The 18,403-nt window shown below is 37.1% G+C and carries 13 protein-coding genes; 6 read left to right on the top strand and 7 right to left on the bottom strand.

Annotated elements, in window-relative coordinates; genetic code table 11:
* Positions 1-58: 58 nt before the first annotated feature.
* The 3 genes from AC1M86_RS08005 to AC1M86_RS07995 form a co-directional block, all read right to left on the bottom strand.
* Positions 59-1,396, bottom strand: a complete 1,338-nt coding sequence (locus AC1M86_RS08005; RefSeq protein ID WP_092767019.1) for a CitMHS family transporter — start codon at positions 1,394-1,396, stop codon at positions 59-61.
* 336 nt (positions 1,397-1,732) lie between these two features.
* On the bottom strand, positions 1,733-3,055 hold the full coding sequence (paeA, locus tag AC1M86_RS08000) for a polyamine export protein PaeA (protein ID WP_035267989.1): 1,323 nt from the start codon (positions 3,053-3,055) through the stop codon (positions 1,733-1,735).
* 141 nt (positions 3,056-3,196) lie between these two features.
* Positions 3,197-4,189, bottom strand: a complete 993-nt coding sequence (locus AC1M86_RS07995; RefSeq protein WP_035268043.1) for a LysR family transcriptional regulator — start codon at positions 4,187-4,189, stop codon at positions 3,197-3,199.
* Positions 4,190-4,870: 681 nt separating this feature from the next.
* Between AC1M86_RS07995 and AC1M86_RS07990 the strand changes: the two genes are divergently transcribed.
* Together AC1M86_RS07990 and AC1M86_RS07985 are read left to right on the top strand one after the other, a co-directional pair.
* The gene (locus AC1M86_RS07990; protein WP_035267987.1) at positions 4,871-6,472 is read left to right on the top strand and encodes an isocitrate lyase; all 1,602 of its coding nucleotides are present in this window, start codon (positions 4,871-4,873) and stop codon (positions 6,470-6,472) included.
* A gap of 195 nt (positions 6,473-6,667) precedes the next feature.
* Positions 6,668-7,255 (top strand): 1-acyl-sn-glycerol-3-phosphate acyltransferase, encoded by a 588-nt coding sequence (locus AC1M86_RS07985; RefSeq protein WP_180028109.1) that lies wholly within the window; start codon positions 6,668-6,670, stop codon positions 7,253-7,255.
* 31 nt (positions 7,256-7,286) lie between these two features.
* Here the strand turns inward: AC1M86_RS07985 and AC1M86_RS07980 are convergent, their stop codons facing one another.
* The 4 genes from AC1M86_RS07980 to trpS all read right to left on the bottom strand — a co-directional run bounded on the left by AC1M86_RS07980 (position 7,287) and on the right by trpS (position 11,961).
* Positions 7,287-8,024 (bottom strand): sulfite exporter TauE/SafE family protein, encoded by a 738-nt coding sequence (locus tag AC1M86_RS07980; RefSeq protein WP_481607704.1) that lies wholly within the window; start codon positions 8,022-8,024, stop codon positions 7,287-7,289.
* Between the two features lie 169 nt (positions 8,025-8,193).
* Positions 8,194-9,903: a flotillin family protein gene (locus tag AC1M86_RS07975; RefSeq protein ID WP_481607703.1), complete on the bottom strand. Its 1,710-nt coding sequence runs from the start codon at positions 9,901-9,903 to the stop codon at positions 8,194-8,196.
* An 18-nt stretch (positions 9,904-9,921) separates the two neighbouring features.
* Positions 9,922-10,560, bottom strand: coding sequence for a YqiJ family protein (locus AC1M86_RS07970; RefSeq protein ID WP_481607702.1), 639 nt, complete (start codon positions 10,558-10,560; stop codon positions 9,922-9,924).
* 387 nt (positions 10,561-10,947) lie between these two features.
* Positions 10,948-11,961 (bottom strand): tryptophan--tRNA ligase, encoded by a 1,014-nt coding sequence (gene trpS, locus AC1M86_RS07965; protein ID WP_092767023.1) that lies wholly within the window; start codon positions 11,959-11,961, stop codon positions 10,948-10,950.
* A 202-nt stretch (positions 11,962-12,163) separates the two neighbouring features.
* On the opposite strand from trpS, the gene AC1M86_RS07960 reads away from it, so the two are divergent.
* From AC1M86_RS07960 to AC1M86_RS07945, 4 genes are all read left to right on the top strand, one after another.
* On the top strand, positions 12,164-13,087 hold the full coding sequence (locus AC1M86_RS07960) for a DUF808 domain-containing protein (RefSeq protein ID WP_481607701.1): 924 nt from the start codon (positions 12,164-12,166) through the stop codon (positions 13,085-13,087).
* Positions 13,088-13,142: 55 nt separating this feature from the next.
* Positions 13,143-14,042: a KPN_02809 family neutral zinc metallopeptidase gene (gene ypfJ / locus AC1M86_RS07955; RefSeq protein ID WP_092767025.1), complete on the top strand. Its 900-nt coding sequence runs from the start codon at positions 13,143-13,145 to the stop codon at positions 14,040-14,042.
* 204 nt (positions 14,043-14,246) lie between these two features.
* Positions 14,247-15,746 carry a cation:proton antiporter gene (locus AC1M86_RS07950; protein ID WP_179998547.1) on the top strand — a complete coding sequence of 500 codons (1,500 nt, stop codon included), beginning with the start codon at positions 14,247-14,249 and terminating at the stop codon, positions 15,744-15,746.
* 577 nt (positions 15,747-16,323) lie between these two features.
* On the top strand, positions 16,324-18,403 hold a 2,080-nt coding region (locus AC1M86_RS07945), incomplete at its 3' end, for an Ig-like domain-containing protein (RefSeq protein WP_481607700.1).

Genomic DNA, 18,403 nt, shown 5'->3' with positions numbered 1-18,403 from the left:
GTTTTTATAAATAAGAGAATGGAGTGATCAAAAAATCACTCCGAAACTCGAGATACAATTAAATAGCAGAATAGAATGGGAACATCCCAAATATTAATCCACTTGCAAGCATCACTAAGCACGTAATAATCGCCCATTTAATGGTAAATTTTTGGTGTTGACCAAACTCAATCCCAGCAAGCCCGCAGAGTAAAAAGGTAGATGGAACTAAGGGTGAGAGCAGATGAACGGGTTGACCAACAATCGATGCACGTGCCATTTCCACAGGAGAGATGCCATAATGTGCTGCAGCTTCAGATAAGATGGGCAGAACACCATAGTAAAAAGCATCATTTGACATAAAGAACGTTAAAGGCATGCTTAAAACGGCTGTGATTGGTGCCAAATATGGACCCATACTATCTGGAATAATCGCTACTAACTCTTTTGACATGGCATCAACCATACCCGTGCCAGTGAGTAAACCTGTAAAAATACCAGCGGCAAAAATAATACCAACGACATTTAAAGCACTACCAGCATGATGAGCGACTAGGCTTTTTTGCATATCAATATCACGATAGTTCACGACTAAAGCAATACACAATGCAATCATAAATAAAATAGGCATAGGCAAAATACCCATGACTAGGCTGGCCATCAGTGCAAGAGTCAATAATCCATTGAACCATCTCAAATGCGCTCGATTTGCCTCTGGGTTTGATGAAATTTGAATATTGTCGCCATGGCTAATATCCAATTCCATGATGCCTAATCTTTTTCGCTCCATTCGGCCATACATGGTTCCTAAAAAGTACAACCAACCAATGGCGAACAGCATCGGTAAAATCATAGGAACAAACACATCGCTAGGATCTACATGGAGTGCACTTGCCGCACGTGCAGTAGGTCCACCCCATGGCGTTAAATTCATGATTCCACTGGCTAACATCATGAGACAGGCCATAATTAAAGGGCTCATGCCTAATCGCTTGTAAAGCGGTAACATGGCAGCAACACAGATCATATAAGTGGTAGAGCCATCACCATCTAAAGACACGATCAATGTTAAGGTAATCGTACCTAATACTACTTTGAGGGGATCACCTTTTACCAATCTGAGAATAAATTTCACTGATGGATCGAATAAACCTGTATCAATCATGATGGCAAAATACAAGATAGCAAATAGCAACATGACGCCGGTAGGTGCTAACTTTTTAACACCATCTAACATCATTTCACCAAGTTCATTAAGTTGAATATGGTTCAAACTATCTACAAAAAAACCTAATCCATATGCAATTAGCGCAAAAAGAACGGGAATAAGCGTGAGTGCGACGAGGGGAGTCATACGTCTAGACATAATGAGGTACATAAAGCACAAAATCATGCCCAAACCAAGCAAGGTCAACATGGATCTATCCTTAGATTAGCGTTTTAATCAATATTGTTTCTATTACAGTATTTGTTATCTTCGAAAACGCCGACCATCTTAGAGAAATTTATGATTAAACTAAATATTGTTTAGAAAATATTAAAATAACCATAATTTTTATAAAAAATAGTAGTTAAAATTCATAAGTTTAAAATTTATATTTTGTGATTGGAGACATTAAAAATGATTTTTAAGTGTGGTAGTTGTAGTAAAAATTGAGTATAAATTCTAATTTTAATAATTTTTGAAGGCGAAAAATCTCAAGTTTAATTAGATAAACTGAATAAAAAATCCACCTGAGTGGTGGATAGTGTCTTATTCAACAGTTGATTCTAATTCTGCTTTTTCATCAAGTAATCTGGTCACGAGTAGTTGGTCAATTTTAAAATGGTCAACATCGACCACCTCAAATTTATAACCATTAAATACTACACTATCAGCAGGACGTGGAATCTTACGAAGTTTAAACATCATAAACCCAGCTAAAGTTTCATAGTTTTCATCATCAGGCATTTCATCAATTTCTAATGCATGCTTGACATCTTCAATAGGTGTACTGCCTTCAATCAGCCAAGAATGATCATCCCGCTTGATAATTTGAAGATCTTCATCCGTTGGCGTAACCCAGTCACCCATCACGGTAATCATAATATCAGATAGGGTAATAACACCAACCACCAAGGCATATTCATTGATGACTACGGCAAACTTTTCTTTACTAGATCTGAAGCGATCAAGTAATTCTGATAGTGTAAGTGTATCTGGAATCGTTAATACATTACGGATAGTGGATTCATTCAACTGATTAAATTTTTGATTATTTAAAATACGAATCAAGATATCTTTAGCATCAACATAGCCAATCACTTGATCAATATTTTCATTGCAGACTAAATATTTTGAATAGGGAAATTCAGCCAGTTTTTGACGAATACTTTCTTCTGATTCATTGATGGTAAAGAAAACTACGTTTTCACGTGTAGTCATGCTCGAAGGAACATTTCGTTCTTCAAGTTCAAATACATTTTCAATAAAGTGATGTTCTTGTTTTTGTAAGACACCTGCTTGTGCCCCTGCATCCATTACCGCGGAAATATCATCAAAAGTAATATTATCATCACGAGTAGTATTTACTTTGAATAAACGGAATAAGAGGTTGGCAATTGCATTAATAAACCAAGCTAATGGACGACAAACAGTAATGAATACCTGAATAGGATTAATTAAAGAGACAGCGATTTTTTCAGGTGCAATCATTGCCAATCGTTTAGGCATAAGATCAGCAAATAAAATAAACAGTGATGTCACTAAAGTAAATGATAATGCAAAACCAATTGATTGTGACCAAGGACCATCATAGAAACGATCGACCAAAATCACAAAATAAGGTCTAAATGCAGCTTCACCTAAAATCCCCCCCAAAATTGCAATAGCATTTAAGCCGATTTGCGAGGCAGCAAAGAAATCAGCTGAATTCTCTTGAAGCGTAAGCACCTTTTGTGCACGATCATCACCAGACTCAGCCAAAATTTTCAGTTTCACTTTACGTGATCCTGCAAGTGCGATTTCACTTAATGATAAGAATCCAGCTCCAGCAATCAAAATCATAATGATCACGAAATTCTGAAAGAGGCTCACACGAACACCTTTGTTTTTAAATTATTTATGAGGAAAGTTTTATCACAAAAAACATAGAGGTAGTGAATTTTTACACTACCTCAATATCATAGTTATTGAGTAAAAAATTTTAAAGTATTGATTTAAATCAGCTCTACTCAATCAAAATTGTGAGAAGTGGGTATTGTTATTTGAAAGAAATTCACGATTTTCTTCCTCAGTCATTTGACGAGCAACATATAAAATCAACTGACGTAACCAACGATGAGCAGGATGATGATGTAATAGAGGGCACCACGCCATTTTGAGTTCAAATTCAGGAATGTAAAATGGAGGGTCTTTGAGCATCAAGTTTTGACTTTTAGCTTGTAGGCGAGCGATTTTCGTCGGTAATGTCGCAATGAGATCAACATTAGACGCTAATAAACCTGGCATTTGATAATGACGTGTAAATACCGAAATTTTGCGTTTTTGACCAATACGCTCTAAAGCTTGATCAATCCAACCTAAACCGGCTTGTTTCTCTGGGTTAACACCAAATCCTACCCCCATCCCAGTTTTAGAAACCCAGATATGTTGCGCATCTAGATAACTTTTTAGATTCAAATTATTTACGGCAGGATGCTTATTATTCAGTAAGCATGAAAAGCTGTCACGCCACACCAGAACCTGATGAAAACTTTGTGGTATTTCGTTGAAACGGTTGATGGCAAGATCAACTTTACCTTGTTCCATATCACGATAAGATACATCACTCGGTGTTAGAAAATCTAAAACAACATTTGGTGCTTCTGAACGCAGAGCCTTAACTAAGCGAGGCACAAGTGTCGCTTCAGCATAATCTGAAGTCATGATGCGGAAAACACGATTTGACGTATAAGGTCTAAATTCTGTTCGTGGTTCTAAGATCATAGATAGATCAGAAAGGGCATCACGAATACGAGGCTGTAGTTCTAAAGCCCTTTCTGTAGGAGTCATTCCTTCAGAAGAGCGAATTAAAAGCGGATCATTAAATAAGTTACGAAGACGACGTAAAATATTACTCATTGCAGGCTGAGTAACACCCAATTGTTCTGCTGCACGTGTAACATTCTTCTCTCGCAAAAGAACATCTAAGTAAATTAAGAGATTGAGATCAACCCGCTCAAGATTCATAAAAAAAATACCGAAAATAAATTTTTGAAATCGTGGAGAATTATGCCATAAGCGCTTAGGTTTGTGTGTTTTTATGCTGATTTTTTCAGCAGAATTTAACATATATTCATCAAATTTACGTTATTTTTGTCATAAGGCAGTACCTATACATTTATTTAAGAAATAGGGCTTTAGTTGTTTTTGAAATTACCATGCTATGTTCTAAATTGTTTTTAGGTTTATCTCAATTTAAATGCTTTATTGTTGATTCCATCAATATGGTTCACAGTTTAAAAAATATTCATTTAAAACTAACAGTTTATTAATGATGCTCTGTCAAAAAAGTCAATTGAAGGGTAAAATCTAAAGATGTTTGAAGAAAAAATAAACGTAATTGTGAGCTTGATACTTAAGTCTAATGAATAAGAATTACTCAAATTGTGTTAAAAGTGTACAAATACTTATTTTATAAATTTTATTAAAATCAATAATTTATTGAATGGTATTTCATTTATATTACGACTTTAATCTACATATTTTTTAAATAAATACTGAGAATTAAACGAAAATATTGGATTAATTTCTAGAGTCAATCTAAGCTAAGTCCATAGCAACGAAGCGCTCTAAATCTGAACAATTAATACCGAGTAGATTTAGTCCTTCGATTGATAAATCCTAAAATTATATACAGGGTAAAATATCATGACTACATACCAAACAGCGATTGATGCAATCCGCGAATTAAAAGCAAAATTCGGCAACACTTGGGCAGACATCAGTCCTGAAGATGCTGCACGTATGCAACTTCAAAACCGTTTCAAAACTGGTTTAGATATTGCGAAATACACAGCTGCGATTATGCGTCGTGATATGGCTGCTTATGATGCTGATTCTAGCAAATATACTCAATCTTTGGGTTGCTGGCATGGTTTCATCGCACAACAAAAAATGATTGCGAACAAAAAATACTTCGGCACTACTGAACGCCGTTACATCTACCTTTCTGGTTGGATGGTTGCTGCACTTCGTTCTGAGTTTGGTCCACTTCCTGACCAATCTATGCACGAAAAAACTTCAGTTCCTGCATTGATCGAAGAAATCTACACATTCTTACGTCAAGCAGACGCAAAAGAATTAAACGACTTATTCCGTGCACTTAAAAAAGCGCAAGAAGCGGGTGATACTGCTAAAGCTGCTGAAATCACTTCACAAATCGACAACTTCCAAACTCACGTTGTGCCAATTATTGCCGACATCGATGCTGGTTTCGGTAACGAAGAAGCAACTTACTTACTTGCAAAGAAAATGATCGAAGCGGGTGCATGTGCACTTCAAATCGAAAACCAAGTTTCTGACGCGAAACAATGTGGTCACCAAGCAGGTAAAGTAACTGTTCCACACGAAGACTTCATTGCGAAAATCCATGCACTTCGCTATGCATTCTTAGAAATGGGTCTTGACGACGGTATCATCGTTGCACGTACTGACTCTGAAGGCGCTGACTTGACTCAAAAAATCCCAGTGGTTAAAGAGCCAGGCGATATCGCTTCTCAATACATCAGCTACTTAGACACTACTGAAATTGATATTTCAGAAGCGCAAGAAGACGAAATCCTAATCAAACGTGATGGTAAATTACACCGTCCTAAGCGTTTAGCTTCTGGTCTATATCAATTCCGTGAAGGTACTCAAATTGACCGTGTTGTACTTGACTGTGTAACAAGTTTACAGAACGGTGCTGACCTTCTTTGGATCGAAACTGCAACGCCAAACGTTGAAGAAATCGCTCACATGGTGAACCGTGTACGTGAAGTTGTGCCAAATGCAAAACTTGTTTATAACAACTCACCATCATTCAACTGGACGTTAAACTTCCGTCAACAAGCTTACGACCGTTGGGTTGCTGAAGGTAAAGACGTATCTGCTTACGACCGTGCTAAGTTAATGAGCGCTGAGTATGACAATACTGAATTAGCTGCTGATGCTGATGCTAAGATCCGTACGTTCCAAGCTGATGCTTCTCGTGAAGCAGGTGTATTCCATCACTTGATTACACTTCCGACTTACCACACTGCTGCGCTTTCTACACATGAGCTTGCAGAAGGTTACTTCGGTTCTGAAGGTATGTTGGCTTATGTTGCTGGTGTACAACGTAAAGAAATCCGTGGTGGTATCGCTTGTGTTAAACATCAAGCAATGGCTGGTTCAGACATCGGTGATGACCATAAAGAAATCTTCGCTGGCGACAACGCGCTTAAAGCGGGTGACGATGCGAAAAATACAATGAACCAATTCTCTGCATAAGGCACTGAACTAATTCAAAAAAACCCTGCGTAAGCAGGGTTTTTTTATTGTTAATGAAATTATTTAACTAAATACATGAGCCAATTTAATTGATGTATAGATAGAAAAACAGCGGTAGTAAAACCTAATACATATTTTGAATAAAAGTAATGCCAAAGCTGTTACAATCCCGAAAATTTACATTTGTATATTTATATGTTTGAAAAATTTGCTGAACAGAGTTTAAATGCATTAGGTTGGGAAATTGATAACCATTGGCCCTTAGATTTAGACCAATGTGTCATGATTGCTGCACCACACACCAGTAACTGGGATGCTTTATACGCGCGATTAGCGCTCAAAGCTTTAGGTGTAAATGTCAGAATTACAATTAAAGACAGCTATATGAAGTTTCCATTTGGTCCTTTTGTCCGGGCTATGGGAGGGATCGGAATTAATCGCCGACCAAAGAAAGAGGGAGAGGAAAGACCAAGCATGGTGCAATTAATGGCAGATCTTTTTAAAGATCATCCAAAATTGGTCATGTTGGTGACGCCCGAGGGAACAAGGTCAAAACAAGAAAAATGGAAAACGGGTTTTTACCATGTGGCAATTACAGCGAATGTCCCAATCGCTTTAGCATATATGGATTACAGTCAAAAAAAATGCGGTGTAGGTAAAATTATTTATCCTACTGGAGATATAGAAGTGGATATGGCAGAAATTATGGAATTTTATTCAAAGATTTCAGCTAAATTCCCCGAAAAATTTAGTGTTGACCAACGATATTCACACAACAGTTAATATATGGAGAAGGCAGAACAATCTGCCTTTTTTAATACAAGAAAATTGCGTTTAAGGTTAAAATAAAGCCTGAAAAAAACAATAAAGTTAAGACAATCGACTTAAATTTTTGCTCAGATATTTGATAAAAAATTTTTGCTCCAATGATCGCTGGTAGGCTGACCGTGAAGATCAAAATCCACAAATAGGACAAGTGATTTACGTTAATGGTCTGGTTAAATAAATAGATGAGCAAAGTAAACAGTTGAATGGCGAAATTAAAATGTCGAAGAATGTTGCGTTGCTCATGTTTAGGAAGTTGTTTTAGCATCACCCAAGCTGAGGGAATTGCACCACAGAATCCACCGAGCCCACCTAAAATTCCACCCAAAAAACCAATCAAGCCGTCCATCCTGAGTTCGGTATCTTTTAAGCAATGTAGTTGCGGATTAAAAAACATGAGTGGACACCAAATTAATAAAAATATCCCAAGTAGTAATTTGAACGTGTCTGCATTGATATAATGAAGCAAAAAAGTACCCAAAGGTACCCCAATTAAGCCAGCGATAATATAGACCCAAACGATAGAGGGCTTTATAAAGGTTCTTGGTTCTTTATACATTGAAATGATATGACACCATAGTGATGCACAAACGACCAAGGGGGCGGTGATCTGAGGCGGTAGAATCCATACCCAAAAAGACATCGCAATAAGAGCGAAGGCAAAACCTGTGAGACCTTGAATAAATCCAGCAAAAATTGCGCCTAGAATAAAGATACATAACGTCATAAGGTGACTGCATCAATTGCTAAAGCAGGAGTAAAAGAAAAATGCATGAGATCGTCGGATAAGGAAAACTGATCAATCCTAAAATAATATTTGTTATCTTAAAAATAATAAGAACAGCAATAGCTAGCAGTAAAGCGAATAAAAGCCCTGAAAATCAGGGCTTTTATTATTAATTGGTTTTAGGTTTTAGGTTTTGTGTTAGACCGTTGATGTCTCCACCCTGAATACCGAGTTCACTCATTAAGCTGTCAATAAGAGGGGCTTGCGAACGATATCTGAGTGCGCTATTCACCACTTGATCTGAAAGTGCAACGGATTGTGATTGATCTGATTGATCAGCTGAAGTTGTGGCGCCAGTAATGCCAGCAAGACCATTCACTTGTAATATCTTGATATCATCAATATTTTCCATTGGTTTAACACTTTCACGGATGATTTCAGGCAAATACTTCAAAAGTGCCAAACGAATTTGCATCTCAACTTGTTCACTCGACAAGATATTATTTGCTTCATTGACTGCGCGTGTCCCTTCAGCATCGACTTGGTATTGTTTTTCTAAAGCTTGAGCCAATAAAATTTTAGCATCAGCTTCACCTTTAGCTTTTAGGCGAACTTTTTCTGCTTCTGCTTCAGCCGCAGTACGCACAGCTTCAGCCTCATCTACAGCAGCTTGTTTTGATGCCTCGGCAGCCACAGTAATTGAAATAGCATCAGTTTCTGCAGCCTGTTTTGCAGCAACAAGTTCAACCGCTTTAATACGCTCAGCTCGCTGTGTTTCACGAACAGTCACAACTTCTTCCTCGGCTTTCACTGCTTGCGCACGGGCTTGGTCAGCAAGTGCTTTGGCTTCAGATTCAGCACGAGATTTCTCGGCAATCGCGATTGCGCGATCTTGTTCCGCAAGTTCAATGGTTTTCTTTTGTTCTACTTGCGCTTGTTCAATAATTTGTGCTTTTTGAATATTTTGATTTTCGACATCACGTGCAGCTGAAATACGTTTTAATTCAATTTCACGTTCTGCAGCGATTTGGGCTTCTTCTGCCTCACGCTTTTTGGCAGCTTCTTGTGTTGCAATTTCAGCAAGTTGTTCAGCTTTTCGAATCGAAATTTCACGCTCTTGTTGCATCTTTGCGTATTCTTCTTCACGCAGGATTTGAAGGCGTGCTTGTTCAGCTTCTAAATTTTTCGCTTTAATGGCTAAGTCAGCATCTTGTTCAATATCGTTACGTTTTTTTCGACGATCTTCAATAGTTTCTGTTAATTTTGTTAAACCTTCTGCATCAAATGCATTTTGTGGATTAAAAAATTTAAAGCTGGTCTGATCAAGACCTGTTAAAGATACAGTTTCGAGTTCTAAACCATTTTTGAACAGATCTTCTGAAACAACTTGTTGAACTTTCTGAACGAAGTCGACACGTTTTTCATGTAACTCTTCCATAGCCATTTCTGCTGCTACTGCACGCAGGGAATCTACAAATTTACCTTCAACCAAATCTTTTAATTCATTTGGTGACATGGTTTTTTGACCCAAAGTTTGTGCCGCGGTAGCAATCGATTCAGCTGTTGGCTTAACACGAACATAGAACTCAGCCATCACATCTACACGCATTCGATCACGCGTAATCAAGGCTTGATCAGCTGCACGTTTAACTTCTAAGCGAAGGGTATTCATATTGACAGGAATGACTTCATGTAAAACAGGAAGTACAATTGCACCACCTCCCAATATAACTTTTTCCCCACCAAAACCAGTTCTGACAAATGAAACTTCCTTGCTTGAGCGTTTATATAGTCTTGCAATAATGGTTCCGATGACAACCAGCGCAATGAGAATAAGTCCTGCAATTATAATAATTTGATAAAAACTTGAACTAAACATTTTTTTCTCTAAGTTGATTTATTGTGAAATGGCTTGAAAGCCTTTGAGACTACGTTGTGTAAGTAAGACTTGCTGACCTTGTACGAATATTTCGTCAGCTTCAGGTTCGACTAAAATGTAATGTGTTTGACCAAAGCGATCTTTGAGTTTTGCTTGCGCAGGATAGTGCAGTCGAGCAGTGCCTAAAACGATTTCTGCTCGAAGTCCAATTAAATCGTCGCTATGAATTGCTGTGGTTTCATCTTTAGGGATGATCTTTGCTATCCATTTTGAGAATAGACGTACGAATGGCATACAGACCACAAGAACCAGTGGAGTAATGAGCCAGACTGTTAAAAATGATCCAAATACATGATGGATGATAGATTGGGCTAAGAAGCCAACAATTGAAAAGGTCGTGAGAAAGATGATCAGCCAAATTAATACAGGAATACGTCCAAGATAAAGCCAATCTAAAAATTGCATCCAAATACTAGATTGATGGTCAACGATCATTTCAGGAGAAGAATCTAATGAACTAGGTAGAAATTGCTCTAAAAATCCTTGACTACTGAGACCTGTTATTAATAGAAAGACTTCAAGAATGCCTATAAAAAACATCAAGCAGATACTAATACTGAAGAATAGGTTCGACGGATTTATAAACATGTCCCACATGGGTAGTCTCTTATAGATATTAGAATTTTTAACAAATTTTAATCAAAATAATAAAATAAAGTGACCTAATTATCAATTATATAATATTGATTTCATTTTGAATGGATTCAACATAAAAAAATACGCAGTGATTGGGGTGATCACTGCGCAGAACAACGAATCTGCTTACACAGTTTCGGTTAAGGAGAAATGTTATGAATTTTGGGGGTATTCATAACAGTAATTAAATGATATTCAATTTCATTTAGCAACTCATTGGTAGTCGGGTTAAAACGTGTAAGATTACGTTAATAAGTTTAATTGAAGGTTAATTTTAATTAGGTTAATAAATAGCCATAAAAAAAGCCGCAATGTGATGCGGCTTTAAGTGTGCTTATTTTTTGGGGATTAAAATTTAAAAACACCTAATCCAGCTTTGACTTCATCCAATGTTGCTTGCGTAATATCACGACACTTGTCTGTACCAGTTTTTAAGATATCCATAATATAATCAGGATCCTTAGCAAGCTCCATACGACGTTCACGAATAGGCGTGATCAACTCTTTTAAAACACCTTCAAGGCGTTTTTTGACTGTACCATCACCTAAACCACCACGACGATAGTGATCTTTAAGCTCTGCTACTTCTTCTGGATTTGGATCAAAAGCATCTAAATAAGTAAATACAACATTACCTTCCACCTGACCTGGATCTTCAATACGAAGATGGTTAGGATCTGTATACATAGCATTTACAGCTTTTTTAATGTCTTTATCAGAAGCATCTAAAACAATTGTATTGCCCAATGATTTAGACATTTTAGCTTTACCATCAAATCCTGGTAATCGACCAACATTCGATAGCAAAGCTTTACATTCAGGCAAAAGCTCTTGCCCAATCTGACGATTTAAACGACGAACAATTTCATTTGTTTGTTCAATCATTGGAATTTGGTCTTCACCTACGGGCACAATCGATGCTTTAAAAGCAGTGATATCAGCTGCTTGAGCAACTGGATAGCATAAGAATCCAGCTGGGATGTCACGCTCGAACCCACGCATTTGTATTTCAGACTTAATCGTAGGATTTCGTTCTAGTCTTGAAACTGTGACAAAGTTTAAATAAAGCATGGTCAGCTCATTCAAAGCTGGCAAGCTTGATTGAACGCAAATTGTTGTTTTTGTCGGGTCGATCCCAACAGCGAGATAGTCAGTTGCAACTTCAATAATATTACGTCTAACTTTTTCGAAGTTATCAGCATTGTCTGTAAAAGCTTGTGCATCAGCCAATAATAGATGTTGGTGATGGGAATCTTGCAAACCTACTCGTGAACGTAAAGAACCGACAAAGTGGCCTAAATGAAGTTGTCCAGTTGGACGGTCACCTGTCAAAATAACAGGGCGATTATCTTGATTACTCATTTTCTATACCAAAGTCATCAACACTAGGGCTGAATTTTTAAAATTTCGCAATATTGTACGGCATTATTTTTTTTTATGTCAGCATAAAGCATCGAAAGAATCGAATTAAAAACGCCTTATTTGAGATAGTATTAATAATGTTGATACAGAATAAATTGAAATAGAAGAATAAAATTCCAAAAAACAAAGAAGGATAACAATAATGGCAAATAGTTTATTGGTGCTATTAGATGATATAGCCACCATTCTTGATGATGTTGCGCTGATGAGTAAAATGGCTGCAAAAAAAACGGCCGGTGTATTGGGTGATGACTTGGCACTCAATGCTCAACAAGTTAGTGGTGTGAAAGCCGACCGTGAATTGCCTGTCGTTTGGTCTGTTGCAAAAGGCTCATTTGTTAATAAATTAATTTTGGTTCCATTAGCATTATTAATTAGTGTGATTGCACCTTGGCTTATAAATCCTTTATTGATGTTAGGTGGATTATTTTTATGTTATGAAGGTGTAGAAAAAGTAATTCACTCATTACACCATAAAAAAGCTAAAACATCTGAACAGGCCGAAAAAGAACTCGAAAACTTAAATGTAGATCTAGCAACTTTTGAGAAAGATAAAATCAAAGGCGCGATACGAACAGACTTTATTTTATCTGCTGAAATTATCGTGATTTCATTGGGTACAGTTGCAGCAGCTACTTTTGGAATAAAGGTTGCAGTCTTGTCAGTCATCGCAATTTTAATGACGATTGGTGTTTATGGTTTAGTTGCTATGATTGTTAAAATTGATGATTTGGGATTTTATCTCGTCAAACAAACGTCTACATTGAAACAGAGAATTGGTCAGGGCTTACTTGCTTTTGCGCCTAAACTTATGAAGACACTAACCATTGTCGGAACAATCGCGATGTTCTTGGTTGGTGGTGGTATTATTAATCATACCATCCCATTATTTCATCATTTTACTGAAGATTCCGTCGATTATATTGAACATATTCCAAATATAGGCAGTATCATCGGTGCTTTAACCCCGACGCTCTTAAACTTTGTCATAGGTTTTATTGCAGGACTTATCGTTTTGGTCGTTGTTTCAGGAATACAAAAACTATGGAACGCTAGAAAAGTTTAGAGTTTGATGAAATAACGTATTATATGAAGTTATATGATTAAAAAGGGCTGAGATTATGCGTTGGAAAGGCCGGAGAGTAAGTAGTAATTTAGAAGATCGCCGTGGAGGCGGTGGGGCTAAAGCTGGTGGAATTAGTATTCTCGGTTTAGTTGTTGCATTTGTTGCTTGGAAATTTTTTGGGGTTGATCCACAACAAGCCTATCAGGCAACTAAACAAGTGACTTCTAACAATCAGCAACAAGCGATAGGGATTGAAAACCCAACACCCGAGCAACAAGAAACAGCGGCATTTGTTGGTACGGTACTCGCTGATACTGAAGATACATGGACCACCGTTTTTCAAAAACAGGGAATGCAATACCAAGCACCGAAACTAGTGATGTTTAGTGGTGTAGTCAATTCAGGCTGTGGTACAGCCCAGTCAGCGATGGGGCCATTTTATTGTCCTGCAGACCAAAAAATCTATATTGATACTGATTTTTTTAAAGATATGCGTCAGCAAATGGGTATATCGGGTGAACGAAATCAATCAGAATTATCTACACAAAATGCTGCTGGTGACTTTGCACAAGCTTATGTGATTGCGCATGAAGTCGGACATCATATTCAAAATCTTTTAGGTATTTCAACTCAAGTCCAACAAGCTAGACAACGAGCTACTGAAGCTCAAGGGAACCAATTATCAGTCCGTTTGGAATTGCAAGCTGATTGTCTAGCTGGTGTGTGGGCAAAAGATACACATCAACGAACTCAATTCTTGGAGCAAGGTGATGTTGAAGAGGCAATGGATGCGGCGCATAAGATTGGTGATGATTATCTTCAGAAAAAGGCTAGAGGACATGTGGTTCCTGATAGCTTTACCCACGGCACAAGCCAACAAAGAATGTATTGGTTCGATCGTGGCATGAAAACAGGTGATGTGAACCAATGTGATACATTCAATACCTCAATCTAAATCTACCAAGCAGAATCGATTGATTTTTTTGCAAAGTTAATACATGTAGCCTGCTAATGGAATAATTTATTAGGAAGGCTACACATCTTTAAAAAAAAGGGATTGCGAGTAAACATTCTTTATATAAAATAAATAAATGGCTATAGTTTTTTCATTTAAAATTTAAATGATCTCATTTAAATAAAACATATCATAGAGTGCAAAATGGGCAACTTTTTTTTTCTCCAAGTATTTACAGTGGTTTTTGCCCTCTCAATTGCCACAACCATATTCAATAAACGAATTCTAGGTTTTCCCCAAGCGATAGGGGTGCCAATTGTTTCAGCAATTTTTGTCTTTATTCTGCAATGGGCTGCCAATTTATTAGGGGATAATCGTTTTATCACCATTAATTTGGCAAATATTGAAGAAGCAGTCCGTCATATTGATTTTTATGATTTTCTCGTAAATGGTGTTATTTGCTTCATTCTTACATCGTCGGCATTGAAATTTAAAGTGTCTGATCTAAAAGTGTATTGGAAGCCAATTAGTATTCTTGCCACTATTGCTCTGGTTTTGTGTGCAGCATTGTTTGGTGGATTATTATTTGGATTTCAATATTTGATTGGTAACCCTGTACCAATACTCGTACTTTTATTACTCGGTTCTGCTTTAGGGGCTACAGATCCAATCGGAATCAAAGGGGTACTCAGTTCTGTACGTGCACCACATCATTTAATGGTGAAATTGGAGGGTGAATCACTGTTCAATGATGCAATGTGTATCGCTGTATTTATGACATTGTTGAATGTGCTTGAAGGCGAGCATTTTAGTCTGTTGCTGACACTACAAACACTCCTTTATGAAATTGTGGTAGCTGTAATTATTGGTTTGGTATTTGGTTGGGGGATTTTACGATTGCTTCGCGGGAAGCATGAAATGGAATCATTAATCCTAACGACAGCTTTACTGGCTTGTGGTTCATATTTGGTTGCTTTATTTGCTCATGCATCAGCACCAATCGCATGTGTGATTGGTGGACTTATTGTTGGTAATAAATGGAAAGAAATTTTACAAAATCGTGAAATCCAAGAAGTAAATCACTTTTGGCATACAGTTGAAGGTATCATTAATTCTTTTTTATTTACTTTAATTGGTTTAGAGCTGTTTATTCTTGATCTTAATGCCAGCATGATACTTGGCGGTATTATCGCATTTGTAATTTTACATATTTCACGTTTTGCTGCGAACTTTCTGGCTTTTGCATTCTTCCCATCGTTTCGTAAGAAAAGCTATAACGGTAGCCTAGCAATTTTATCATGGGGGGGAGTAAGAGGGGGGATTTCATTGGCTCTAATTCTTGCGGTTGCTAATGTCCCAGAGTTAAGGCAATACAGTAGTATCTTGATTGGTTATACTTTTATTGTTGTTTTATTATCGGGCGTAGTATGTGGTTTAGGTTTGCCAGCAGTCATGAATGCTTTCTATTACAACCCTAATGAGGAAAAAGAGGGCTTAAAGGGAATATATCAGCGATTATGTAATAAGCTTAATCGTAAAGGATTTAAATATATTGTTGGTGAAGATAGTAAAGGTAATGAGATTATTACGATTTATAATCCTGAAGTGATATTAGATCGGACTTCTGATGATGGTGTGGCAATCGTCCATCATCCCGCTAAAGCTGAAGAGGTGAAGAAGTTAGAAAATCCAGAAAATTTCTAAAAAAATTATATTTAATTGAAGCAAGCATGATAGTGCTTGCTCTTTTTTTTATGAATTAAGCATGATCAATGCAGAAGATAACAGTGATATTGTTTAAATATTTTATTCAGTTACGCAGAATTTTATCGATGAAATATAAAATTAAAATGTGAAAATTACATCATATTTAAAGCAAATTTTATTTCTTAACTTACTAAAAAGTAAGTATTAATTTTCAATATAAAATGAAAAGTATACTAGTTTACTAACATTAAAATGTTAGGTGAGCAAGTTACCGTATGTAGTTAAGCTAAATATAGCAGAAATTATGATAAGTAAGCCTTTGAAATTTGGTGACCTGAAATATCCTAAAAGTAAGTAAAAATATTAATTCTTATGTCATAAGTATTTGTAAATAAAAGATATATTTTGATTGTGGATGAGCGGTTACAAAAAGCTGATAAAAGACGCAAAATCTATTCGCATTAAATCTTAAAAATGTGATATAAATCTCACTTATAGATAATAGTGTCTATCTTTTTTGTATCTTAGATGTAGAAAGATCGATAAAAATAAAATTTATAAGTGAGAATTTACCATGGCTAATATCTCCGTAATATCTAAAGAGAGTCATCAGGTATTAGAGAATGTCAACTCTAGTCAAGTGGGGCTTAACGAAAACTCTGTAGTTGTCGTTCAAGTATCTAAAGATGATGTAGCTTCAATCACTCGTGATAATAATAATGCTCTAATCAATTTGCGTAATGGTGAAGTGATTGTGATTGAAAACTATTTCAATCCTTCATTTGCTGATAACAGCCTCGTATTCCAAGATGAAAGTGGTCAACTTTATTGGGTTAAATTTACCAATGAAGATGGCTCAATTGCAGAAACAATTCTGTATTACCCAATCGAAGAAATCGAACCTCTTCTTTATTCCGATGATTTTATCGGTGGTATTCTCCCTTGGTTAATTGGTGCTGGTGCAGCTGGTGCAATTGCAGCAGTCGCAGATAATGGTTCTGACTCTAATCCTACGCCTCAGCCAAAGCCAAGTGCATTATTAAATGCACCAATCGTCATTGATGATGTGCCAGAGCATATCGGTGAAGTTGCTGATGGTGGTGTAACAAATGATGCTCGTCCAGAAATCAAAGGTTCTGGAGCTCAACCTGGTGCAATCATCAAAATCTATAATGGCGATGAACTAATTGGTGAGACGGTTGCATTGTCTAATGGTGATTGGAGTTTTACACCTGATCAAGATTTAAAAGATGGTATCTATGAGCTTTCTGTCACACAAACTGTAAGTGGTCAAGAAAGTGATAAATCACCGATTAAGACAATCACGCTTGATACTGTCCCACCATCAGACATCACTATTGATGAAATTGGAAATAAGGGTGAAACAAACTCAGAAACACCTAAATTATCAGGTGAAGGTGAGCCAGAATCTAATGTTGAAATAGAAATTAAAGATAAAGATGGGAACGTGGTTGATAAAGAAACTGTTCCTGTTGATAAAGATGGCAAATGGGAATATACACCTGAGAAAAACCTTGATGAAGGTAAATACGAAGTTATCGTAACGCCTATTGATAAATCAGGAAATAAAGGTGAAGAAGAAAAACAGGAATTCAATGTTGACTTAACTCCTCCAGACATAGACATCGATCCAATCCCTACTGATCCTGAACCTGAGGGTTGGGATACAGCAACGAATCAATCAACTTTTGCAATCGCTGCAATCGCAAATACTCTTTCGGAATCGGAGAATAATCCAGTGACTACAACTAAAAATCAAACTCCTACATTTACGGGAACCACTAAAGATAGTGAGAGCGTAAAAGTAGTGATTCGCGATAGTTCAGGTAAGATTATCGCAGAAGGTCCTGCTACAGTGACCAACGGTAAATGGCAGTTTAAATCACCTGTAACATTAGCTGAAGGTGACTATAAACTAGAAGCAACAGCATATGACGCGGCTGGTAATAGTAAAGTCGCTACTTCAAGCTTTACTGTGGATATTACTCCACCTAAAGTAACGATTGAAGAGTTACCACTTACGAACATTGATGCGCCTACCTTTAAAGGTAAAACTGAAGATGGTGCAACACAAGTACGTGTTGAAATCAAGGATGCGGCTGGCAAGGTTGTTCAATCTGCAGTTGTGAATGTTGCAGCCGATGGTAGCTGGACATATAAGCCATCTAAAGCGTTACCAGATGGTACATATAGTGTCGAGGCTTCAGCTCGTGATGCGGTAGGAAATGTAAGTCAACCTGCTAAAACTACGGTTGAAGTTGATACAATCGATCCGGAAATTACAATCGATCCTCTAGAAGATACTAGTGATACAACTCCTGAAATTAATGGTAAGACTGAACCAGGCGCAACAGTAAAAGTTGAAATCTTAGACAAAGATGGCAACCCTGTAGCAACAGGTGATGCGACTGTAGATCCTGAAGGTAACTGGTCGTATACACCGACTGAAGCACTACCAGAAGGTGAATATACAGTTAAAGCTGAAGCGAAAGATAAAGCTGGTAACGTTGGTGAAGCGACATCTAATGGCTCATTTAAAGTTGATACAACTGCACCATCTGATACCGATGTAACGATTGATCCAATTGCGGATACAAACGATACAACACCAGAAATCACAGGTACAACTGAAC

This window comes from Acinetobacter sp. ANC_7654 (assembly GCF_056779855.1).
This window is presented reverse-complemented; position numbering and strand designations above follow the sequence as displayed.

Coding starts and splice junctions, on each gene's coding strand:
- AC1M86_RS08005 (WP_092767019.1), bottom strand. CDS start 1,396: ATGTTGACCTTGCTTGGTTTGGGCATGATTTTGTGCTTTATGTACCTC.
- AC1M86_RS07995 (WP_035268043.1), bottom strand. CDS start 4,189: ATGAATCTTGAGCGGGTTGATCTCAATCTCTTAATTTACTTAGATGTT.
- AC1M86_RS07990 (WP_035267987.1), top strand. CDS start 4,871: ATGACTACATACCAAACAGCGATTGATGCAATCCGCGAATTAAAAGCA.
- AC1M86_RS07985 (WP_180028109.1), top strand. CDS start 6,668: ATGTTTGAAAAATTTGCTGAACAGAGTTTAAATGCATTAGGTTGGGAA.
- AC1M86_RS07980 (WP_481607704.1), bottom strand. CDS start 8,024: ATGACGTTATGTATCTTTATTCTAGGCGCAATTTTTGCTGGATTTATT.
- AC1M86_RS07975 (WP_481607703.1), bottom strand. CDS start 9,903: ATGTTTAGTTCAAGTTTTTATCAAATTATTATAATTGCAGGACTTATT.
- AC1M86_RS07970 (WP_481607702.1), bottom strand. CDS start 10,560: ATGTGGGACATGTTTATAAATCCGTCGAACCTATTCTTCAGTATTAGT.
- trpS (WP_092767023.1), bottom strand. CDS start 11,961: ATGAGTAATCAAGATAATCGCCCTGTTATTTTGACAGGTGACCGTCCA.
- AC1M86_RS07960 (WP_481607701.1), top strand. CDS start 12,164: ATGGCAAATAGTTTATTGGTGCTATTAGATGATATAGCCACCATTCTT.
- ypfJ (WP_092767025.1), top strand. CDS start 13,143: ATGCGTTGGAAAGGCCGGAGAGTAAGTAGTAATTTAGAAGATCGCCGT.
- AC1M86_RS07950 (WP_179998547.1), top strand. CDS start 14,247: ATGGGCAACTTTTTTTTTCTCCAAGTATTTACAGTGGTTTTTGCCCTC.